20 protein-coding genes and 1 tRNA gene are annotated in these 21521 nt (G+C 52.8%); 20 read left to right on the top strand and 1 reads right to left on the bottom strand.

Annotated elements, in window-relative coordinates; all coding sequences use genetic code 11:
- Positions 1–123: 123 nt before the first annotated feature.
- Positions 124–255 carry a hypothetical protein gene (locus NA330_RS10415; protein ID WP_418142699.1) on the bottom strand — a complete coding sequence of 44 codons (132 nt, stop codon included), beginning with the start codon at positions 253–255 and terminating at the stop codon, positions 124–126.
- Between the two features lie 382 nt (positions 256–637).
- Here NA330_RS10415 and sdhC point away from each other — a divergent pair, with 382 nt between their 5' ends.
- From sdhC to NA330_RS10315, 20 genes are all read left to right on the top strand, one after another.
- The gene (gene sdhC, locus NA330_RS10410; RefSeq protein WP_000263340.1) at positions 638–1042 is read left to right on the top strand and encodes a succinate dehydrogenase cytochrome b556 subunit; all 405 of its coding nucleotides are present in this window, start codon (positions 638–640) and stop codon (positions 1040–1042) included.
- Positions 1036–1383 carry a succinate dehydrogenase membrane anchor subunit gene (gene sdhD, locus NA330_RS10405; RefSeq protein ID WP_000254356.1) on the top strand — a complete coding sequence of 116 codons (348 nt, stop codon included), beginning with the start codon at positions 1036–1038 and terminating at the stop codon, positions 1381–1383. Before sdhC ends, sdhD begins: the two co-directional genes overlap by 7 nt.
- Complete coding sequence (gene sdhA / locus NA330_RS10400; protein ID WP_000775561.1) at positions 1383–3149, top strand: succinate dehydrogenase flavoprotein subunit; 1767 nt, start codon at positions 1383–1385, stop codon at positions 3147–3149. Before sdhD ends, sdhA begins: the two co-directional genes overlap by 1 nt.
- 16 nt (positions 3150–3165) lie before the next feature.
- Complete coding sequence (sdhB, locus tag NA330_RS10395; RefSeq protein ID WP_001537859.1) at positions 3166–3882, top strand: succinate dehydrogenase iron-sulfur subunit SdhB; 717 nt, start codon at positions 3166–3168, stop codon at positions 3880–3882.
- 523 nt (positions 3883–4405) lie between these two features.
- Positions 4406–7207: a 2-oxoglutarate dehydrogenase E1 component gene (gene sucA, locus NA330_RS10390; RefSeq protein ID WP_001181500.1), complete on the top strand. Its 2802-nt coding sequence runs from the start codon at positions 4406–4408 to the stop codon at positions 7205–7207.
- Between the two features lie 14 nt (positions 7208–7221).
- Positions 7222–8430 carry a 2-oxoglutarate dehydrogenase complex dihydrolipoyllysine-residue succinyltransferase gene (gene odhB, locus NA330_RS10385; RefSeq protein WP_000099858.1) on the top strand — a complete coding sequence of 403 codons (1209 nt, stop codon included), beginning with the start codon at positions 7222–7224 and terminating at the stop codon, positions 8428–8430.
- Positions 8431–8571: 141 nt separating this feature from the next.
- Entirely contained in the window at positions 8572–9738 is a 1167-nt protein-coding gene (gene sucC, locus NA330_RS10380; RefSeq protein ID WP_001048590.1) for an ADP-forming succinate--CoA ligase subunit beta, read from the top strand.
- Positions 9738–10607: a succinate--CoA ligase subunit alpha gene (gene sucD / locus NA330_RS10375; RefSeq protein WP_000114631.1), complete on the top strand. Its 870-nt coding sequence runs from the start codon at positions 9738–9740 to the stop codon at positions 10605–10607. Before sucC ends, sucD begins: the two co-directional genes overlap by 1 nt.
- Positions 10608–12190: 1583 nt before the next feature.
- Positions 12191–13759: a cytochrome ubiquinol oxidase subunit I gene (gene cydA, locus NA330_RS10370; protein ID WP_000884369.1), complete on the top strand. Its 1569-nt coding sequence runs from the start codon at positions 12191–12193 to the stop codon at positions 13757–13759.
- A gap of 15 nt (positions 13760–13774) precedes the next feature.
- Positions 13775–14914: a cytochrome d ubiquinol oxidase subunit II gene (gene cydB / locus NA330_RS10365; protein WP_000568258.1), complete on the top strand. Its 1140-nt coding sequence runs from the start codon at positions 13775–13777 to the stop codon at positions 14912–14914.
- A gap of 14 nt (positions 14915–14928) precedes the next feature.
- Positions 14929–15042, top strand: a complete 114-nt coding sequence (gene cydX, locus NA330_RS10360; protein ID WP_000270278.1) for a cytochrome bd-I oxidase subunit CydX — start codon at positions 14929–14931, stop codon at positions 15040–15042.
- 211 nt (positions 15043–15253) lie between these two features.
- Positions 15254–15535 carry a cyd operon protein YbgE gene (ybgE, locus tag NA330_RS10355; RefSeq protein ID WP_000875305.1) on the top strand — a complete coding sequence of 94 codons (282 nt, stop codon included), beginning with the start codon at positions 15254–15256 and terminating at the stop codon, positions 15533–15535.
- A gap of 228 nt (positions 15536–15763) precedes the next feature.
- Entirely contained in the window at positions 15764–16168 is a 405-nt protein-coding gene (ybgC, locus tag NA330_RS10350) for a tol-pal system-associated acyl-CoA thioesterase (protein ID WP_001046240.1), read from the top strand.
- Positions 16165–16857, top strand: a complete 693-nt coding sequence (tolQ, locus tag NA330_RS10345) for a Tol-Pal system protein TolQ (protein WP_023241724.1) — start codon at positions 16165–16167, stop codon at positions 16855–16857. Before ybgC ends, tolQ begins: the two co-directional genes overlap by 4 nt.
- Before the next feature lie 3 nt (positions 16858–16860).
- Complete coding sequence (gene tolR / locus NA330_RS10340) at positions 16861–17289, top strand: colicin uptake protein TolR (RefSeq protein ID WP_000124676.1); 429 nt, start codon at positions 16861–16863, stop codon at positions 17287–17289.
- 64 nt (positions 17290–17353) lie between these two features.
- Positions 17354–18508 carry a cell envelope integrity protein TolA gene (gene tolA / locus NA330_RS10335; protein ID WP_052894726.1) on the top strand — a complete coding sequence of 385 codons (1155 nt, stop codon included), beginning with the start codon at positions 17354–17356 and terminating at the stop codon, positions 18506–18508.
- Between the two features lie 123 nt (positions 18509–18631).
- Positions 18632–19924, top strand: a complete 1293-nt coding sequence (gene tolB, locus NA330_RS10330; protein WP_001562341.1) for a Tol-Pal system beta propeller repeat protein TolB — start codon at positions 18632–18634, stop codon at positions 19922–19924.
- A 34-nt stretch (positions 19925–19958) separates the two neighbouring features.
- Positions 19959–20483, top strand: coding sequence for a peptidoglycan-associated lipoprotein Pal (pal, locus tag NA330_RS10325; RefSeq protein ID WP_001176623.1), 525 nt, complete (start codon positions 19959–19961; stop codon positions 20481–20483).
- Positions 20484–20492: 9 nt separating this feature from the next.
- Positions 20493–21281: a cell division protein CpoB gene (gene cpoB / locus NA330_RS10320; protein ID WP_000097551.1), complete on the top strand. Its 789-nt coding sequence runs from the start codon at positions 20493–20495 to the stop codon at positions 21279–21281.
- Positions 21282–21445: 164 nt separating this feature from the next.
- Positions 21446–21521 (top strand) — tRNA-Lys (locus NA330_RS10315).

Genomic DNA, 21521 nt, shown 5'->3' with positions numbered 1-21521 from the left:
GCATCAATCAACCGTTACCAGTTTGTTATTTGGCTCGCCGCTCTGTGAAAGAGGGGATGACCTGGGTACAGAGCAATGGGCGCTTGCAGGTAACGGCTTGATTAATTTCGAATTAGCAGCAAATCAGGAACGTAGCAATCCGAGTAATGTAACCTGTCTATCACTAATAACTGTCCTGAAAGAATGGGTCAATATCATTGTACTGTTGCATAACTTATTAACAGGTGAAAGAGTGACCCCATAACTTTTACGCATTATATGCTTTTTCTGGTGTCGTTTGTAACAATTTTGTTTAATGTTTGTCAAATCAGATGATTGAAAATTAAAAAAATGTTGTTATCGTGACCTGTGTCACTGTTCAGGATAAAACCTGACAAACTATATGTAGGTTAATTGTAATGATTTTGTGAACGTCCTATACTGCCGCCAGGTCTCCGGAATACCCTGCAATCCCGAGCCACCCAGCGTTGTAACGTGTCGTTTTAGCTACTGGAAGCAGTGTTTTACATGACGCGCAGTTATAGAAAGGACGCTGTCTGACCCGCACGCAGACCGGAGGAAGGAAATCCCGTCGTCTTTCTGGCTACAGGTAGATTCACCTCTGTAACCGAAGTCTTAAGGGAATAATAAGAACAGCATGTGGGCGTTATTCATGATAAGAAATGTGAAAAAACAAAGACCTGTCAATCTGGATCTACAAACGATTCGGTTCCCCATCACAGCGATAGCGTCCATTCTCCATCGCGTATCCGGTGTGATTACTTTCATCGCCGTCGGCATACTACTGTGGCTACTGGGCACCAGCCTCTCTTCTCCGGAAGGATTCCAGCAGGCCGCCGATATCATGGACGGCTTCATCGTTAAATTTATCATGTGGGGCATCCTTACCGCGCTGGCGTATCACGTCATCGTGGGAATTCGTCACATGTTAATGGATTTTGGCTATCTGGAAGAAACATTCGAAGCGGGTCAACGCTCTGCCAAAATCTCTTTTGTTATCACTGTCGTGCTTTCACTTCTCGCAGGAGTCCTCGTATGGTAAGCAACGCCTCCGCATTAGGACGCAATGGCGTACATGACTTCATCCTGGTCCGTGCTACCGCTATCGTTCTGACGTTATACATCATCTACATGGTGGGTTTTTTCGCCACGAGCGGCGAACTGACCTTTGAAGCCTGGACCGGTTTCTTCTCATCGGCCTTCACCAAAGTCTTCACCCTGCTGGCGCTTTTTTCCATCTTGATTCATGCCTGGATCGGCATGTGGCAGGTGTTAACCGACTACGTTAAACCACTGGCAGTGCGTCTGATACTGCAACTCGTTATCGTTGTTGCGCTGGTGGTTTACGTCATCTATGGATTTGTTGTGGTGTGGGGTGTGTAATGAAACTGCCAGTCAGAGAATTTGATGCTGTTGTGATTGGTGCCGGTGGCGCAGGTATGCGCGCGGCGCTGCAAATTTCCCAGAGCGGCCAAACCTGTGCGCTGCTCTCGAAAGTCTTCCCGACCCGTTCCCATACCGTTTCCGCGCAGGGCGGTATCACCGTGGCGCTCGGCAATACCCATGAAGATAACTGGGAATGGCACATGTACGACACCGTAAAAGGGTCGGACTACATTGGTGACCAGGATGCCATCGAATATATGTGTAAGACCGGACCGGAAGCGATTCTGGAACTGGAGCACATGGGGCTACCGTTCTCCCGTCTTGATGATGGACGTATCTATCAGCGCCCGTTCGGCGGCCAGTCGAAAAACTTTGGCGGCGAGCAGGCGGCACGTACCGCGGCAGCGGCTGACCGTACCGGTCACGCCTTGCTACATACGCTGTATCAACAGAATTTGAAAAACCACACCACGATTTTCTCCGAATGGTATGCGCTGGATCTGGTGAAAAACCAGGATGGCGCGGTGGTGGGGTGTACCGCACTGTGCATCGAAACCGGTGAAGTGGTGTACTTCAAAGCCCGCGCGACGGTGCTGGCGACCGGCGGCGCAGGCCGTATCTACCAGTCCACCACCAACGCTCACATCAACACCGGTGATGGTGTCGGTATGGCGCTGCGTGCCGGTGTCCCGGTGCAGGACATGGAAATGTGGCAGTTCCACCCGACCGGTATCGCTGGGGCGGGCGTGCTGGTGACAGAAGGTTGCCGCGGCGAAGGCGGTTACCTGCTGAACAAACACGGCGAGCGCTTTATGGAGCGTTATGCGCCGAACGCCAAAGACCTGGCGGGTCGTGACGTGGTGGCGCGTTCCATCATGATCGAAATCCGTGAAGGCCGCGGCTGCGACGGTCCGTGGGGGCCGCACGCTAAACTGAAACTGGATCACCTGGGTAAAGAGGTGCTGGAATCTCGCCTGCCGGGTATCCTGGAGCTGTCCCGCACTTTCGCCCACGTTGACCCGGTGAAAGAGCCGATTCCGGTTATCCCGACCTGCCACTACATGATGGGCGGTATTCCGACTAAAGTGACCGGTCAGGCGCTGACCGTGAACGAGCAGGGCGAAGACGTGGTGATTCCGGGGCTGTTTGCGGTAGGCGAAATCGCCTGTGTATCGGTTCACGGCGCCAACCGTCTGGGCGGTAACTCACTGCTGGATCTGGTGGTCTTTGGCCGCGCGGCGGGGCTGCATTTACAGGAATCCATCGCCGAGCAGGGCGTGTTGCGCGACGCCAGCGAGTCTGACGTTGAAGGTTCTCTGGAGCGCCTGAATCGCTGGAACAATAACCGCAATGGCGAAGATCCGGTGGCTATCCGCAAAGCGTTGCAGGAGTGTATGCAGCATAACTTCTCCGTATTCCGTGAAGGCGACGCGATGGCGAAAGGGCTTGAGCAGTTGAAAGTGATCCGCGAGCGTCTGAAAAACGCCCGTCTGGATGACACGTCCAGCGAGTTTAATACCCAGCGTGTTGAGTGTCTGGAGCTGGATAACCTGATGGAAACTGCCTACGCCACTGCTGTATCAGCCAACTTCCGAACGGAAAGCCGCGGCGCGCATAGCCGCTTCGATTTCCCGGAGCGAGATGATGCCAACTGGTTGTGTCATACCCTGTATCAACCGCAAACGGAATCCATGACGCGCCGAAGCGTCAATATGGAACCGAAACTGCGTCCGGCGTTCCCGCCGAAGATTCGTACTTATTAATTGCGGAGACAGGATGATGAAACTCGAATTTTCGATTTATCGTTATAACCCGGATGTCGATAACGCTCCGCGTATGCAGGATTACACCCTGGAAGGCGAAGAAGGGCGCGACATGATGCTGCTGGATGCGTTAATCCAGCTTAAAGAAAAAGATCCCAGCCTTTCTTTCCGCCGTTCCTGCCGCGAAGGCGTGTGTGGTTCTGATGGTTTGAATATGAACGGTAAGAATGGTCTGGCCTGTATTACCCCTATTTCGGCGCTGACTCAGCCGGGTAAGAAGATTGTGATTCGCCCGCTGCCCGGTTTGCCGGTGATCCGCGATTTGGTGGTAGACATGGGGCAATTCTACGCACAATATGAGAAGATTAAGCCTTACTTATTGAATAATGGGCAAAATCCACCGGCTCGTGAGCATCTGCAGATGCCGGAGCAGCGTGAAAAACTCGATGGGTTGTATGAATGTATTCTTTGCGCCTGTTGCTCAACATCCTGTCCGTCATTCTGGTGGAACCCGGATAAGTTTATCGGTCCGGCGGGGCTGCTCGCGGCGTATCGATTCCTGATCGATAGTCGTGATACCGAGACCGACAGTCGTCTGGAAGGGATGAGCGATGCATTCAGCGTATTCCGCTGTCACAGCATTATGAACTGCGTCAGTGTATGTCCTAAGGGACTGAACCCGACGCGCGCTATCGGCCATATTAAGTCGATGCTGTTGCAGCGTAGCGCGTAAGTAGTTGTAGTGGTTGCCGGATGGCGACGTACCGTCTTATCCGGCCTACAGGCGCAATCCCGTAGGCCTGATAAGCGCAGCGCCATCAGGCAATAGAAGTGCAGGAAACCTCTAAAAACTGCCATATGATTAGTAATAATCGAGATGTTCAGAGCGAGACAAGGCGCGGTCTGAACGAATCTTCGGGAGCATAGTTAACTATGTGACCGGAGTGAGCGAAGGCCGCAACGCAGTCGTAGCCTGAACAGCGAAGATTATTAGACAGTTTTTAAAGGTTCCTTAGCGGACGCAGATGACACGACAGTCCGCAACAAGTGAACCCCGGCACGCATACGGCGTATGCGTGGTTAGTATCCACGGCGAAATACTCGTCATAGTTCACGTTGCATGTGCGTTGGCTGCACTTGCTCACCCCGGTCACTTACTGGATGTAAGCTCCCTGGGATTCGCAAGCTTGCCGCCTTCCTGAAACGTGACCTATTTAGAGTATTAAATAAGCAGAAAAGATGCTTAAGGGATCACGATGCAGAACAGCGCTTTGAAAGCCTGGTTGGACTCTTCTTACCTCTCTGGTTCGAATCAGAGCTGGATAGAACAGCTCTATGAAGACTTCTTAACCGATCCTGACTCGGTAGACGCTAACTGGCGTTTGACGTTCCAGCAGTTACCTGGTACCGGAGTCAAACCGGATCAACTCCATTCAAAAACACGTGAATATTTCCGGCGGCAGGCGTTGGCTGGCTCACGTCACTCTTCTACGATTTCCGACCCTGACACCAATGTGAAGCAGGTTAAAGTCCTGCAGCTTATCAACGCTTATCGTTTCCGTGGCCATCAGCATGCAAACCTCGATCCGCTGGGACTGTGGAAACAAGAACGCGTGGCGGATCTGGACCCTTCTTTCCATGATTTGACCGAGGCCGATTTCCAGGAAACCTTCAATGTCGGCTCCTTTGCCAGCGGCAAAGAGACGATGAAGCTGGGCGAGCTGCTCGACGCGCTCAAACAGACCTACTGCGGCCCGATTGGCGCTGAGTATATGCACATCACCAGCACCGAAGAGAAACGCTGGATCCAACAGCGCATCGAATCCGGTCGTGCGGCCTTTAGCGCTGACGAGAAAAAACGCTTCCTGAACGAACTGACCGCCGCTGAAGGGCTGGAACGTTATCTGGGCGCCAAATTCCCGGGTGCGAAACGTTTCTCGCTCGAGGGGGGAGATGCGCTGATACCCATGCTGAAAGAGATGGTTCGCCATGCGGGTAACAGCGGCACTCGCGAAGTGGTGCTGGGGATGGCGCACCGCGGTCGCCTGAACGTGCTGATCAACGTACTGGGTAAAAAACCGCAGGATCTGTTCGACGAATTTGCCGGTAAGCATAAAGAACATCTGGGTACCGGCGACGTGAAGTATCACATGGGCTTCTCGTCAGATATCGAAACCGAAGGCGGTCTGGTTCACCTGGCGCTGGCGTTTAACCCATCGCATCTGGAAATTGTGAGCCCGGTGGTGATGGGCTCCGTGCGCGCCCGTCTGGACAGACTGGACGAACCGAGCAGCAACAAAGTGTTGCCGATCACTATTCACGGCGACGCCGCGGTGACCGGCCAGGGCGTGGTTCAGGAAACCCTGAACATGTCGAAAGCGCGCGGTTACGAAGTGGGCGGTACGGTACGTATCGTTATCAACAACCAGGTGGGTTTCACCACCTCTAACCCACTGGATGCGCGTTCAACGCCTTACTGCACCGATATCGGTAAAATGGTCCAGGCGCCGATTTTCCACGTCAATGCGGACGATCCGGAAGCCGTCGCTTTTGTGACCCGTCTGGCGCTGGACTTCCGTAACACCTTTAAACGCGATGTGTTCATCGATCTGGTGTGCTACCGCCGTCACGGCCACAACGAAGCCGACGAGCCAAGCGCAACCCAGCCGCTGATGTACCAGAAAATCAAAAAGCATCCGACGCCGCGTAAAATCTACGCCGACAAACTGGAAGCTGATAAGGTCGCAACGCTGGAAGATGCCACCGAAATGGTCAACCTCTATCGCGATGCGCTGGATGCAGGCGAATGCGTGGTGAAAGAGTGGCGTCCGATGAATATGCACTCGTTCACCTGGTCGCCGTATCTAAACCACGAATGGGATGAAGCATACCCGAACAAGGTAGAAATGAAGCGCCTGCAGGAGCTGGCAAAACGTATCAGCACCGTGCCGGAAGCCATTGAAATGCAGTCTCGCGTGGCGAAAATTTATGGCGACCGTCAGGCAATGGCGGCAGGCGAGAAATTGTTTGACTGGGGCGGCGCGGAAAATCTGGCTTACGCCACGCTGGTCGATGAAGGCATTCCGGTGCGCCTGTCCGGGGAAGACTCTGGTCGCGGCACCTTCTTCCATCGTCATGCGGTGATCCACAACCAGACGAACGGCTCAACGTATACGCCGTTGCAGCATATTCACAGCGGTCAGGGACAGTTTAAAGTCTGGGACTCCGTGCTGTCTGAAGAAGCGGTACTGGCTTTTGAATACGGTTATGCCACGGCGGAACCACGTACCCTGACTATCTGGGAAGCGCAGTTTGGCGATTTTGCCAACGGCGCGCAGGTGGTGATTGACCAGTTCATCTCCTCCGGCGAGCAGAAATGGGGTCGGATGTGCGGTCTGGTGATGCTGTTGCCGCACGGCTATGAAGGGCAGGGGCCGGAGCACTCTTCCGCGCGTCTGGAACGTTATCTGCAACTTTGCGCCGAGCAGAATATGCAGGTTTGCGTGCCGTCCACCCCGGCGCAGGTCTACCATATGCTGCGCCGTCAGGCGCTGCGCGGGATGCGTCGTCCGCTGGTGGTGATGTCGCCGAAATCGCTGCTGCGTCACCCGCTGGCGGTTTCCACGCTTGATGAACTGGCGAACGGTTCCTTCCAGCCGGCCATTGGCGAAATTGACGAGCTGGACCCTAAAGCCGTAAAACGCGTGGTAATGTGTTCTGGTAAGGTTTATTACGACCTGCTGGAACAACGTCGCAAAAACGACCAGAAAGATGTCGCTATCGTGCGCATCGAACAGCTCTATCCGTTCCCGCATAAAGCGGTGCAGGAAGCGCTGCAACCATACGCTCACGTCCATGATTTTGTCTGGTGCCAGGAAGAGCCGCTCAACCAGGGCGCATGGTACTGCAGCCAGCATCATTTCCGTGAAGTGATTCCGTTTGGGGCCGCTCTGCGTTATGCAGGTCGCCCGGCCTCCGCCTCTCCGGCGGTAGGGTATATGTCCGTTCACCAGAAACAGCAACAAGATCTGGTTAATGACGCGCTGAACGTCGATTAAATAAAGGATAAATAATGAGTAGCGTAGATATTCTTGTTCCCGACCTGCCTGAGTCCGTAGCGGACGCGACCGTCGCCACCTGGCATAAAAAACCGGGTGATGCGGTTGTTCGTGACGAAGTGCTGGTAGAAATCGAAACTGACAAAGTGGTACTGGAAGTACCGGCATCAGCGGACGGCATTCTGGATGCGGTTCTGGAAGAGGAGGGGACCACTGTCACCTCTCGCCAGATCCTGGGTCGCCTGCGTGAAGGCAACAGCGCGGGTAAAGAGACCAGCGCCAAATCTGAAGAGAAAGCGTCTACGCCGGCACAGCGCCAGCAGGCGTCGCTGGAAGAACAAAACAACGATGCGCTCAGCCCGGCGATTCGTCGCCTGCTGGCTGAACACAATCTGGAAGCCAGCGCCATTAAAGGCACTGGTGTGGGTGGGCGTCTGACCCGTGAAGATGTGGAAAAACATCTGGCGAAAGGCGAGTCTAAAGCACCCGCTGTTGAACCTGCAGCACAACCCGCTCTGGGCGCGCGCGGCGAAAAACGCGTGCCAATGACCCGCCTGCGTAAGCGCGTGGCCGAGCGTCTGCTGGAAGCGAAAAATTCTACCGCCATGCTGACGACCTTCAATGAAGTCAACATGAAGCCGATTATGGATTTGCGTAAGCAGTATGGCGAAGTGTTTGAAAAACGTCATGGTATCCGCCTGGGCTTTATGTCCTTCTACGTGAAAGCGGTAGTGGAAGCGCTGAAGCGTTATCCGGAAGTGAACGCCTCTATCGACGGCGATGACGTGGTGTATCACAACTACTTTGATGTGAGCATGGCGGTGTCTACGCCGCGCGGCCTGGTCACGCCGGTATTACGTGACGTGGATACGCTGGGCATGGCTGACATCGAGAAAAAAATTAAAGAACTGGCTGTCAAAGGCCGCGACGGCAAGCTGACCGTAGAAGATCTGACCGGTGGTAACTTTACCATTACCAACGGCGGCGTATTCGGTTCGCTGATGTCTACCCCGATCATCAACCCGCCGCAGAGCGCGATTCTGGGAATGCATGCTATTAAAGACAGGCCGATGGCGGTGGATGGCAAGGTGGAAATCCTGCCGATGATGTACCTGGCGCTCTCTTACGATCATCGCCTGATCGATGGTCGCGAATCCGTGGGCTTCCTGGTCACCATCAAAGAGTTGCTGGAAGATCCGACCCGTCTGCTGTTGGACGTGTAGTCAGCAAGAGCATCACCTGCTACCTGTAGGCTGGATAAGGCGTTCACGCCGCCATCCGGCGATGGTGTAATGCCTGATGGCGCGCAGCTTTCAGGCCTACAGGTCTAAAGATAACGATTACCTGAAGGATGGACAGAACACATGAACTTACATGAATATCAGGCAAAACAACTTTTTGCCCGCTATGGCTTACCGGCGCCGGTGGGTTATGCCTGTACTACTCCGCGTGAAGCCGAAGAAGCCGCGTCTAAAATCGGTGCCGGCCCGTGGGTAGTGAAATGTCAGGTTCACGCTGGCGGCCGCGGCAAAGCGGGCGGTGTGAAGGTAGTAAAAAGCAAGGAAGAGATTCGCGCCTTTGCGGAAAACTGGCTGGGCAAACGTCTGGTGACCTATCAAACAGACGCTAATGGCCAACCGGTAAACCAGATTCTGGTTGAAGCGGCGACCGACATCGGCAAAGAACTGTACCTCGGCGCGGTAGTTGACCGTAGTTCTCGTCGCGTGGTCTTTATGGCGTCTACCGAAGGCGGCGTAGAGATCGAAAAAGTCGCGGAGGAAACCCCGCATCTGATCCATAAAGTCGCGCTCGATCCGCTGACCGGCCCGATGCCGTATCAGGGACGGGAACTGGCGTTCAAATTGGGTCTGGAAGGTAAACTGGTGCAGCAGTTCACCAAAATCTTTATGGGCCTGGCAACCATTTTCCTTGAGCGCGACCTGGCGCTAATCGAAATTAATCCGCTGGTGATCACTAAGCAGGGCGATCTGATTTGCCTCGACGGCAAGCTGGGCGCTGACGGCAACGCGCTGTTCCGCCAGCCGGATCTGCGTGAAATGCGTGACCAGTCTCAGGAAGATCCGCGTGAAGCGCAGGCGGCGCAGTGGGAACTGAACTACGTCGCGCTGGACGGCAACATCGGTTGCATGGTGAACGGCGCGGGCCTGGCGATGGGCACCATGGACATCGTTAAGCTGCATGGCGGCGAACCGGCTAACTTCCTTGACGTGGGCGGCGGCGCAACCAAAGAGCGCGTCACCGAAGCGTTTAAAATCATCCTCTCGGATGACAACGTGAAAGCGGTTCTGGTTAACATCTTCGGCGGTATCGTCCGTTGTGACCTGATTGCCGACGGTATCATCGGCGCGGTGGAAGAAGTGGGCGTGAACGTTCCGGTGGTGGTGCGTCTGGAAGGCAACAACGCCGAACTCGGCGCGAAGAAACTGGCTGACAGTGGCCTGAATATTATTGCAGCGAAAAGTCTGACGGATGCAGCTCAGCAGGTTGTTGCCGCAGTGGAGGGGAAATAATGTCCGTTTTAATTAATAAAGATACCAAGGTTATCTGCCAGGGCTTCACCGGTAGCCAGGGGACTTTCCACTCCGAACAGGCGATTGCTTACGGTACGCAAATGGTCGGCGGCGTAACGCCGGGCAAAGGCGGCACCACGCATCTGGGTCTGCCGGTGTTCAACACCGTGCGCGAAGCGGTAGAAGCTACCGGTGCGACCGCATCCGTTATCTACGTCCCGGCGCCGTTCTGCAAAGACTCCATTCTGGAAGCGATCGACGCAGGCATCAAACTGATTATCACCATCACCGAAGGTATTCCGACGCTGGATATGCTGACCGTGAAAGTGAAGCTGGACGAAGCAGGCGTGCGCATGATCGGCCCGAACTGCCCAGGTGTGATCACCCCGGGCGAATGCAAAATCGGCATCATGCCGGGTCACATTCATAAGCCGGGTAAAGTGGGTATCGTTTCCCGTTCCGGCACGTTGACCTATGAAGCGGTTAAGCAGACCACCGACTACGGTTTCGGCCAGTCCACCTGCGTGGGTATCGGCGGCGACCCGATTCCGGGCTCTAACTTCATCGATATCCTGAAGCTGTTCCAGGAAGATCCGCAGACTGAAGCGATCGTGATGATCGGCGAGATCGGCGGTAGCGCAGAAGAAGAAGCGGCGGCTTATATTAAAGACCACGTGACCAAGCCGGTTGTTGGCTATATCGCGGGTGTTACCGCGCCGAAAGGCAAGCGTATGGGCCACGCGGGCGCCATCATTGCCGGTGGTAAAGGCACTGCGGATGAAAAATTCGCCGCGCTGGAAGCCGCGGGCGTGAAAACCGTTCGCAGCCTGGCCGATATCGGCGAAGCGCTGAAAGCAATTATAAAATAAAACTCGCTGTTCCTGCGGGAACAGATAAATGTCCGTTTTCGACATGGTTGGCCACCTTTACGGTGGCCTTTTTTATGGCTTTATTGTTTGTGGCAAAGTACGGGTGAAGCATCCGGGATATAAAATTATTGGCTTTGTAAATATTGAACTATAGGAAAATAATGCCTCATTAAAAAAACATGGTGGAGTCTAAAAATAATTGATAATAACCGTCTGGCAGCGGCAGTAAATTTACTCAGTTTGCTGGTTAACTCTTTTTCAGCAAATACAGATGCTGTCTTAGTGAAAGACCTGCCGACCTCACTGGAGACGGATTATGCGCTTTCCGCCATGAAAAAAACGCATTGCAGCATTACACTATGTTGACGCTAACCTCTATAGTAAATTGACGCTTGACTCTGTGGCCGCGCATGTTTGCCTGAGCGCGAACTACATGTCTCCTCAGATGTATCGCGCTTACACAGACTGCTTGTTTAATGGCAGAATAAAACAGCTATTTTAATCATAAGAGTACCGACATTATTTCCATGAAGTATTAAAGATATCGTTTAATAAATCATATGAACTTTTGCTGGTTAAAAGAGGTTAACTTTAAAAATTATTAAGAACTTATTGACACTATTCGTTCGTGATTAATCATGTTTAAAGGGTATTTATGGCTGCGAATAAACAGAATTATTACTATGAGTGACGTAGAAATTGAGGGTAAATCTGTGAAGGTGATAACAGAATCTTCACTATAATAATTATGGAGAGGCAAATACGGTGTTATTGAAATAAAGAAAAATTAGCGAATAAAATGTTTGTTTCTGGCTATCTGGAAAGCTTATTAGCGATAATTAAGGCGATAACCTGGCAAGATGATCCTGGCCGTTAGTCGTCGGGAAAGGGAAGTTGGGGCAGGGTAATCCCGGTGGGATGATGGCGCGTGTGCAATGAGATAGTTTCTTTGCGGTGTTAATTATAAGTAAAATAAAAATAGACTAAATGTATAAAATAATAAGTGTTGATAACCTGCAGAAAAAATCTGTGAGCTATTTAGCAATAATTGAACATCAATGTGGAATGTTTTTTACTGGATGCAGGGCAGTAAAAAACGCACAAAATGTTTAGCCTTACCGAATAAGCCTCTTTTTACAGGGAGTTTGAAATTACTCTTTGCAAAAACAAAAAGTTAACAAAAAATTCACCATGCATTCAATGAATAAACATTATTAACATTAACTTCAAAAATTGATTTTAATCAATATTTAAATGTTGGAAAAGAGCATCAAAACTGGTTAAATTGTCCGTGATCAAATTCCCTGAAAAGCGATAGATTAGCCATAAATTGATCGCTGTCGAAAAAAGCAAATCTGACCCACTAAAAACCTGTTTATTGTAAGGGTTTTACGGCGTAATATATTTGCGGGATCAATTTGGGTTTTTTATTAACATGTTTGTAACTTTTCATCATTACTGTTTCCTTCCCGAGGGGATAGTACGATGAGAGGCCGCAAATAAATTTGTATTGGGGCATGCGTGTGACCCTTTCTAACGGGGGTTCACTCTCGGAGTCTTCATGCGATGAGCAAGGAGTCATGATGTTAGATATAGTCGAACTGTCGCGCTTACAGTTTGCCTTGACCGCGATGTACCACTTCCTGTTTGTGCCGCTAACGCTCGGTATGGCGTTCCTGCTGGCCATTATGGAAACGGTATACGTCCTTTCCGGCAAACAGATTTATAAAGATATGACCAAGTTCTGGGGCAAGTTGTTTGGTATCAACTTTGCTCTGGGTGTGGCTACCGGTTTGACCATGGAGTTCCAGTTCGGGACAAACTGGTCGTACTACTCCCACTATGTTGGGGACATCTTCGGTGCGCCGCTGGCCATCGAAGGTTTGATGGCCTTCTTCCTCGAATCCACCTTTGTAGGTCTGTTCTTCTTCGGCTGGGATCGTCTGAGTAAAGTTCAGCATATGTGCGTCACCTGGCTGGTGGCTCTGGGGTCCAACCTCTCCGCGTTGTGGATTCTGGTAGCGAACGGCTGGATGCAAAACCCAATCGCTGCGGATTTCAATTTCGAAACCATGCGTATGGAAATGGTGAGCTTCTCTGAACTGGTGCTGAACCCGGTAGCACAGGTGAAATTTGTTCACACTGTGGCGTCCGGTTATGTCACCGGCGCGATGTTCATCCTCGGTATCAGCGCTTACTACATGCTGAAAGGTCGTGACTTCGCCTTTGCTAAACGCTCCTTTGCTATTGCCGCCAGCTTCGGTATGGCTGCCGTACTGTCCGTTATCGTACTCGGTGACGAATCCGGTTACGAAATGGGCGACGTGCAGAAAACCAAGCTCGCTGCGATTGAAGCAGAATGGGAAACGCAACCTGCTCCGGCCTCCTTTACCCTGTTCGGCATTCCTGACCAGGACAAACAGGAAAACCATCTGGCGATTCAGATCCCTTATGCGCTCGGCATTATCGCTACGCGTTCCGTGGACACGCCGGTTATTGGTCTGAAAGATCTCATGGTTCAGCATGAAGAGCGTATCCGTAACGGGATGAAAGCCTATGAACTGCTGGAGCAGCTGCGCGCCGGTTCTACCGACCAGGCCGTTCGCGACCAGTTTAACAGCATGAAGAAAGATCTCGGTTACGGCCTGCTGCTGAAACGCTATACGCCTAATGTGACTGACGCGACCGAAGCGCAGATCCAGCAAGCGACGAAAGATTCCATTCCTCGCGTTGCGCCGCTGTACTTCGCTTTCCGTATCATGGTGGCGTGCGGCTTCCTGCTGCTGGCGATCATCGCACTTTCCTTCTGGAGCGTGATTCGTAACCGCATCGGTGAGAAAAAATGGCTGTTGCGCGCGGCGCTGTACGGTATTCCACTGCCGTGGATTGCGGTTGAAGCAGGTTGGTTCGTCGCCGAGTATGGTCGTCAGCCGTGGGCGATCGGCGAAGTGTTGCCGACAGCCGTGGCGAACTCATCGCTGACCGTGGGCGATCTGCTGTTCTCCATGTTCCTGATTTGCGGCCTGTATACCCTGTTCCTGGTGGCAGAATTGTTCCTGATGTTCAAATTTGCACGCCTTGGCCCAAGCAGCCTGAAAACCGGTCGCTATCACTTTGAGCAGTCCACCGTGACTTCTCAGCCGGCACGCTAAGACAGGAGTCGTCAAATGATCGATTATGAAGTACTACGTTTTATCTGGTGGCTGCTGGTTGGCATTTTGCTAATTGGTTTCGCTGTCACCGATGGGTTCGACATGGGGGTGGGGATGCTCACCCGTTTCCTCGGTCGTAACGACACCGAACGTCGAATTATGATTAACTCTATCGCCCCGCACTGGGACGGTAACCAGGTGTGGTTGATCACCGCGGGCGGTGCGTTGTTTGCTGCCTGGCCGATGGTTTACGCCGCGGCGTTCTCCGGTTTCTATGTAGCGATGATCCTGGTGCTGGCGTCTTTGTTCTTCCGTCCGGTCGGTTTTGATTACCGTTCCAAGATTGAAGACCCGCGCTGGCGCAACATGTGGGACTGGGGCGTGTTCATCGGTAGCTTTGTGCCGCCGCTGGTGATTGGCGTGGCCTTTGGCAACCTGTTGCAGGGCGTACCGTTCCATGTAGATGAGTATCTGCGTCTGTACTACACCGGTAACTTCTTCCAGTTGCTGAACCCGTTTGGTCTGCTGGCGGGTATCGTAAGCGTAGGGATGATCATCACGCAGGGGGCGACTTACCTGCAAATGCGCACCGTTGGCGAACTGCACCTGCGCGCGCGCGCCACCTCGCAGATTGCGGCGCTGGTGACATTAGTGTGCTTTGCGCTGGCGGGCGTTTGGGTAATGTATGGTATTGATGGTTATGTCGTGACATCCGCGATTGACCATCATGCCGCCTCTAACCCGCTGACTAAAGAAGTGGCGCGTGAAGCTGGCGCCTGGCTGGTGAACTTTAATAATGCTCCGATCCTGTGGTTGGTTCCGGCTCTGGGCGTGGTTCTGCCGCTGCTGACTATCCTGACTTCCCGTATGGAGAAAGGCGCGTGGGCATTCCTGTTCTCTTCGCTGACCCTGGCCTGCATTATTCTGACGGCGGGTATCGCTATGTTCCCATTTGTGATGCCGTCCAGCACGATGATGAATGCCAGCCTGACCATGTGGGATGCGACATCCAGCCAGATGACGCTGAACCTGATGACCTGGGTTGCGGCGGTGTTCGTACCGATCATTCTGATCTACACCAGCTGGTGTTACTGGAAAATGTTCGGTCGTATCACTAAAGAACATATTGAAAGCAACACCCACTCTCTGTACTAAGTAAGGAGCTTAAAATGTGGTATTTCGCATGGATTCTGGGAACGCTTCTTGCCTGTGCATTCGGGATCATTACCGCCCTGGCGCTTGAGCACGTTGAAGCGGGTAAAACCGGTCAAGAAGAAAGCTAATGATTCATATTGTCGCTATGCAATATACAAAATCATTTAAGTTGCATCGCGGCGGCAAGGCTGCGAATCCCCAGGAGCTTACATCAGTAAGTGACTGGGGTAACAAATCTGTCAGGAACAGATTTGAACGCTGCTTGCAGCGGCCCTGTAAGGGGGAGGCCCAGGGATGGGCCGACTAACAGCCGCAGCCAACAAAGAGGCAGCTTAGAGGATGAAGTATATTTATGCGGTAATGGACAAGCGCCCCTTAAGGGCGCTTTCCTTCGTGATGGCGATAGTGCTGGCAGGATGTATGTTCTGGGACCCGTCACGGTTTGCCGCCAGGACCAGCACGCTTGAAATCTGGCACGGATTATTGCTGATGTGGGCGGTTTGCGCAGGCATAATCCACGGCGTGGGTTTTCGCCCTGAATCCGTACACTGGCAAGGGATTTTTTGTCCGCTCCTTGCGGATATCGTCCTTATCGTCGGCCTGATTTTCTTCTTCTTGTGAATAAGAAACCTCCTTAAAAATATAGGGGCTTGCATAAGCCCATATATTTTTACTCTCCCTTAACTTCCCCCCATTCCCAAGCCTCATTCCCACGCGTATAGTAGCAACGTTTAAAAGCTCTACTTTTGTTGCATTACCGGGATGTAAAGTGAATACAAGGCGATATACAACGGCATTCTTGAGGCATTACGGCGGCAAGCGGATGACGCCAACAAAGAGGCTGCAGGGATGAATAAGTATATGTTTCGATGGCCAATTCGAGTTTATTACGAAGACACGGACGCCGGCGGTGTGGTTTATCACGCCAGCTATGTCGCTTTTTATGAAAGAGCGCGCACGGAGATGCTGCGTCACCATCACTTCAGCCAACAGGTGCTGCTGGCGGAGCGGGTCGCCTTTGTGGTGCGCAAGATGACGCTGGAATACTATGCGCCTGCGCGGCTCGACGATATGCTTGAAGTTCAAACAGAAATTACGTCAATGCGTGGCACCGCTTTGGTTTTCACGCAACGCATTGTCAACGCAGAGAACACGCTGCTAAATGAAGCAGAGGTTCTGATTGTTTGCGTTGATCCACTCAAAATGAAGCCTCGTGCGCTTCCTAAGTCTATTGTCGCGGAGTTTAAGCAGTGACTGACATGAATATCCTTGATTTGTTCCTGAAGGCAAGCCTTCTGGTTAAACTTATCATGTTGATTTTGATTAGTTTTTCAATAGCATCCTGGGCCATCATTATCCAGCGAACGCGTATCCTGAACGCCGCTGCGCGTGAGGCGGAAGCGTTTGAAGATAAATTCTGGTCCGGAATCGAACTATCGCGTCTGTACCAGGAAAGCCAGGGGAGACGCGATAGTCTGTCGGGCTCGGAACAAATCTTTTATAGCGGGTTCAAAGAGTTTGTCCGGCTCCATCGCGCCAACAGCCATGCGCCGGAGGCAGTGGTAGAGGGGGCGTCGCGTGCGATGCGCATCTCCATGAACCGAGAGCTGGAAACGCTGGAAACGCATATCCCGTTTCTTGGCACGGTAGGCTCTATCAGTCCTTATATCGGTCTGTTTGGCACCGTATGGGGGATTATGCATGCGTTTATCGCCCTGGGCGCGGTGAAACAGGCGACTCTGCAAATGGTTGCGCCGGGTATTGCCGAAGCATTGATTGCCACGGCGATTGGTCTGTTTGCCGCTATCCCTGCGGTTATGGCTTACAACCGACTGAATCAGCGCGTGAACAAGCTGGAACTGAATTACGACAACTTTATGGAAGAGTTCACCGCGATTCTGCACCGCCAGGCGTTTACCGTAAGCGAAAGCAACAAGGGGTAAGCCATGGCCAGAACGCGTGGACGAGGTCGTCGCGAACTTAAGTCCGAAATCAATATTGTACCGCTGCTCGACGTACTGTTGGTGCTGCTGCTGATCTTTATGGCAACCGCGCCGATCATTACCCAGAGCGTGGAAGTCGACTTGCCGGAGGCGAATCAGTCGCAGGCGGTCAGTAGTAACGACGATCCACCGGTCATTATTGAGGTTTCCGGAGTAGGGCAATACAGCGTAGTGGTTGATAAAGATCGAATGGATCAACTGCCGTCTGAACAGGTGATCGCAGAAGTAAAGCGTCATCTGCAGGCTAATCCGAAAACAGTCTTTTTAATCGGCGGCGCGAAAGAGGTGCCGTACGATGAAATAATTAAAGCGCTGAACTTGTTACACAGCGCGGGCGTAAAATCGGTTGGCTTAATGACGCAGCCAATCTGAAGTCTGCGTCCCGTTGGCTTGAAAGACGGCGAGTAACAGGCGAACAGTTTTTTGGGAACCGAGAGTGTCAAAGGCAACCGAACAAAACGACAAGCTCAAACGGGCGATAATTATTTCAGCCGTGCTGCATATCATCTTATTTGCAGTGCTGATCTGGAGTTCGTTTGATGAGCATATAGAGGCTTCTGCCGGCGGCGGCGGTTCCGCTATCGACGCGGTGATGGTCGATCCTGGCGCCGTTGTGCAGCAGTACAACCGTCAGCAGGATCAACAGGCCAGCGCCAGACGCGCGGAAGAAGAGCGTAAAAAGCTGCAACAGCAGCAAGCAGAGGAGCTGCAGCAGAAGCAGGCTGCCGAACAGGAGCGGTTGAAACAACTTGAGAAAGAACGTTTAGCGGCTCAGGAGCAGCAAAAGCAGGCTGAAGAAGCGGCAAAACTGGCGCAACAGCAGCAGCAACAGGCCGAAGAAGCGGCGAAAGCGGCGGCGGACGCGAAGAAAAAAGCGGAGGCCGAAGCGGCGAAAGCGGCGGCGGACGCGAAGAAGAAAGCGGAAGCCGAAGCGGCGAAAGCGGCGGCGGACGCGAAGAAGAAAGCAGAGGCCGAAGCGGCGAAAGCAGCGGCGGAGGCGAAGAAGAAAGCGGAGGCCGAAGCGGCGAAAGCAGCGGCGGAGGCGAAGAAGAAAGCGGATGCCGAGGCGAAGAAGAAAGCGGATGCCGAGGCGGCGAAAGCGGCGGCGGAGGCGAAGAAGAAAGCGGATGCCGCGGCGGCGAAAGCAGCGGCGGACGCTAAGAAGAAAGCGGCTGCCGAAAAAGCGGCCGCCGCAGAAGGCGTCGACGATCTGCTTGGCGATCTCAGCTCGGGTAAGAATGCGCCGAAAACCGGCGGCGGCGCGAAAGGGAATGGTCAGCCATCGAAAGATAGCGGTACATCGGGCGCTAACGGTGGGACGACAGGCGCTGATATCAGCGCCTACGCGAAACAGATTCAGGTCGCCATTCAGAGCCGTCTGTATGATGCGAGCCTGTATCAGGGCAAACAATGTGTCTTGCATATTAGCCTGGCGCCGGATGGCTCATTAAAAAGCATTACGTCTGAGGGCGGCGATCCGGCGCTTTGTCAGGCGGCGTTAATGGCGGCAAAAACCGCGAAAATTCCTAAACCGCCAAGCCAGGCTGTTTATGAGAAAATAAAGGATGCCAAACTAGACTTTAAACTGTAGATACTTTTCTTTATGGAAGTTGGAGCAGTTGAGTTGTTACTGGTCCTGGTGGTTTTGTGTATTTGAGTTTGTTAACATTCTGCTAAATTATCGTGGGTCGCAGGCCCAGGTATGGGAGATATGATGAAGCAGGCATTACGAGTAGCATTTGGTTTTCTGATGCTGTGGGCGGCGGTGCTGCACGCAGAAGTCCGTATCGAGATCACCCAGGGGGTGGACTCGGCGCGACCGATTGGCGTTGTGCCTTTTAAATGGGCCGGACCGGGCGCTGCGCCTGAAGATATCGGTGGCATCGTGGCGGCAGATTTACGCAATAGCGGTAAATTTAATCCATTAGACCGGTCCCGACTGCCGCAGCAGCCAGCCACCGCTCAGGAAGTTCAGCCTACCGCATGGTCTGCGCTGGGTATTGATGCCGTCGTCGTTGGGCAGGTAACGCCGAATCCGGACGGTTCCTACAATGTTGCTTATCAGCTGGTTGACACTGGCGGCGCGCCGGGGACTGTACTGGCGCAAAACTCTTATAAAGTGAACAAGCAGTGGCTGCGTTATGCAGGTCATACCGCCAGTGACGAAGTCTTTGAAAAACTGACGGGCATTAAGGGCGCGTTCCGTACTCGTATCGCCTATGTGGTACAGACTAACGGCGGTCAGTTCCCGTATGAACTGCGTGTCTCGGATTACGATGGCTACAATCAGTTCGTAGTGCACCGTTCTCCGCAGCCGTTGATGTCTCCGGCGTGGTCTCCGGACGGCTCAAAACTGGCTTACGTGACATTTGAAAGCGGTCGCTCCGCGCTGGTTATCCAGACGCTGGCAAACGGCGCAGTGCGTCAGGTTGCGTCCTTCCCGCGTCACAACGGCGCGCCGGCCTTCTCGCCGGATGGGACGAAACTGGCGTTCGCGTTATCGAAAACCGGAAGTCTGAACCTGTACGTCATGGATCTCGCCTCCGGCCAGATTCGTCAGATAACGGACGGGCGTAGCAACAATACGGAGCCGACCTGGTTCCCGGACAGCCAGACTCTGGCCTTTACCTCTGACCAGGCTGGACGTCCGCAAGTGTATAAAATGAACATTAACGGCGGTGCGGCGCAACGTATTACCTGGGAAGGTTCGCAAAACCAGGATGCGGATGTCAGCAGCGACGGTAAATTTATGGTAATGGTAAGCTCAAATAACGGGCAGCAGCACATTGCCAAACAAGATCTGGTGACGGGGGGCGTACAGGTTCTGTCGTCAACGTTCCTGGATGAAACGCCAAGTCTGGCACCTAACGGCACGATGGTAATCTACAGCTCTTCTCAGGGGATGGGATCTGTGCTGAATTTGGTTTCTACAGATGGGCGTTTCAAAGCGCGTCTTCCGGCAACTGATGGTCAGGTGAAATCGCCTGCCTGGTCGCCGTATCTGTGATAATAATTAATTGATTACTAAAGGAATTAAAGAAATGCAACTGAACAAAGTGCTGAAGGGCCTGATGATTGCCCTGCCTGTTATGGCAATCGCGGCATGTTCTTCCAACAAGAACGCCAGCAATGACGGTAGCGAAGGCGGTATGCTGAACGGCGCCGGCACGGGTATGGATTCGAACGGTAGCGGCAATATGTCGTCTGAAGAGCAAGCGCGTCTGCAGATGCAGCAGCTGCAGCAGAACAACATCGTTTACTTCGATCTCGACAAGTACGATATCCGTTCTGACTTCGCGGCAATGCTGGATGCGCACGCTAACTTCCTGCGTAGCAACCCGTCTTACAAAGTCACCGTAGAAGGTCACGCGGACGAACGTGGTACGCCTGAGTACAACATCTCCCTGGGCGAACGTCGTGCTAACGCCGTTAAAATGTACCTGCAGGGTAAAGGCGTTTCCGCTGACCAGATCTCCATCGTTTCTTACGGTAAAGAAAAACCTGCCGTACTGGGCCACGACGAAGCGGCTTACGCTAAGAACCGTCGCGCTGTACTGGTTTACTAAGAGAATTGCATGAGCAGTAACTTCAGACATCACCTGTTGAGTCTGTCGTTACTGGTTGGCATAGCGGCCCCCTGGGCCGCTTTTGCTCAGGCGCCAATCAGTAGTGTCGGCTCAGGCTCGGTCGAAGACCGCGTCACTCAACTTGAGCGTATCTCTAACGCTCACAGCCAGCTTTTAACCCAACTTCAGCAGCAGCTCTCCGATAATCAGTCCGATATCGATTCTTTGCGCGGCCAAATCCAGGAAAATCAGTATCAACTGAATCAGGTGATGGAACGCCAGAAGCAAATTATGCTGCAGCTGGGGAGCTTAAATAATGGCGGCGCAGCGCAGCCAGCAGCTGGTGACCAGAGTGGGGCGGCAACCGCTGCGACCTCCGCTCCGGATGCCGGTACGGCAACCTCAGGGGCGCCGGTACAAAGTGGCGATGCGAATACCGATTACAATGCGGCAATTGCGCTGGTGCAGGATAAGTCTCGCCAGGATGACGCGATTGTGGCGTTTCAGAACTTCATCAAGAAATACCCTGATTCTACTTATCAGCCGAACGCCAATTATTGGCTGGGCCAGTTGAATTACAACAAGGGTAAAAAAGATGATGCCGCCTATTATTTCGCCTCGGTAGTAAAAAACTATCCTAAGTCGCCGAAGGCTGCGGACGCGATGTACAAAGTTGGCGTTATCATGCAGGACAAAGGTGATACGGCAAAAGCGAAAGCGGTTTATCAGCAGGTGATTAACAAATATCCTGGCACTGATGGCGCGAAACAGGCGCAGAAGCGTCTTAACGCGATGTAATGCGTACCATGCGACCAGAAAACGCCTTTTTTCTGGTCGCGTCGTGCGATTCCTAAGCAGTTGAGCCCTCTGCGTCGAAATTTTTGTTGCGCTCAAATCTGAAATCAGTAATATATGCCGCCGTTGCCACGGGATATTAAACAACTCGAAAGCAACGCAAAAGTGGGTCGTTAGCTCAGTTGGTAGAGCAGTTGACTTTTAATCAATTGGTCGCAGGTTCGAATCCTGCACGACCCACCA

The sequence above is a fragment of the Salmonella sp. NW722 genome (assembly GCF_051702785.1).
Classification (GTDB): Bacteria; Pseudomonadota; Gammaproteobacteria; order Enterobacterales; family Enterobacteriaceae; genus Salmonella; species Salmonella enterica.
Note: the sequence above shows the minus strand (reverse complement) of the source record. Positions and strands in the feature narration are given on the sequence as shown.

What these genes read in the sequence shown, in the direction of transcription:
- NA330_RS10415 (WP_418142699.1), bottom strand. Translation starts at nt 255, where the DNA reads ATGCGTAAAAGTTATGGGGTCACTCTTTCACCTGTTAATAAGTTATGC.
- tolR (WP_000124676.1), top strand. Translation starts at nt 16,861, where the DNA reads ATGGCCAGAACGCGTGGACGAGGTCGTCGCGAACTTAAGTCCGAAATC.
- cydB (WP_000568258.1), top strand. Translation starts at nt 13,775, where the DNA reads ATGATCGATTATGAAGTACTACGTTTTATCTGGTGGCTGCTGGTTGGC.
- sdhC (WP_000263340.1), top strand. Translation starts at nt 638, where the DNA reads ATGTGGGCGTTATTCATGATAAGAAATGTGAAAAAACAAAGACCTGTC.
- sdhD (WP_000254356.1), top strand. Translation starts at nt 1,036, where the DNA reads ATGGTAAGCAACGCCTCCGCATTAGGACGCAATGGCGTACATGACTTC.
- cpoB (WP_000097551.1), top strand. Translation starts at nt 20,493, where the DNA reads ATGAGCAGTAACTTCAGACATCACCTGTTGAGTCTGTCGTTACTGGTT.
- cydX (WP_000270278.1), top strand. Translation starts at nt 14,929, where the DNA reads ATGTGGTATTTCGCATGGATTCTGGGAACGCTTCTTGCCTGTGCATTC.
- odhB (WP_000099858.1), top strand. Translation starts at nt 7,222, where the DNA reads ATGAGTAGCGTAGATATTCTTGTTCCCGACCTGCCTGAGTCCGTAGCG.
- ybgC (WP_001046240.1), top strand. Translation starts at nt 15,764, where the DNA reads ATGAATAAGTATATGTTTCGATGGCCAATTCGAGTTTATTACGAAGAC.
- pal (WP_001176623.1), top strand. Translation starts at nt 19,959, where the DNA reads ATGCAACTGAACAAAGTGCTGAAGGGCCTGATGATTGCCCTGCCTGTT.
- sucC (WP_001048590.1), top strand. Translation starts at nt 8,572, where the DNA reads ATGAACTTACATGAATATCAGGCAAAACAACTTTTTGCCCGCTATGGC.
- sucA (WP_001181500.1), top strand. Translation starts at nt 4,406, where the DNA reads ATGCAGAACAGCGCTTTGAAAGCCTGGTTGGACTCTTCTTACCTCTCT.
- ybgE (WP_000875305.1), top strand. Translation starts at nt 15,254, where the DNA reads ATGAAGTATATTTATGCGGTAATGGACAAGCGCCCCTTAAGGGCGCTT.
- cydA (WP_000884369.1), top strand. Translation starts at nt 12,191, where the DNA reads ATGTTAGATATAGTCGAACTGTCGCGCTTACAGTTTGCCTTGACCGCG.
- sucD (WP_000114631.1), top strand. Translation starts at nt 9,738, where the DNA reads ATGTCCGTTTTAATTAATAAAGATACCAAGGTTATCTGCCAGGGCTTC.
- tolB (WP_001562341.1), top strand. Translation starts at nt 18,632, where the DNA reads ATGAAGCAGGCATTACGAGTAGCATTTGGTTTTCTGATGCTGTGGGCG.
- sdhB (WP_001537859.1), top strand. Translation starts at nt 3,166, where the DNA reads ATGAAACTCGAATTTTCGATTTATCGTTATAACCCGGATGTCGATAAC.
- sdhA (WP_000775561.1), top strand. Translation starts at nt 1,383, where the DNA reads ATGAAACTGCCAGTCAGAGAATTTGATGCTGTTGTGATTGGTGCCGGT.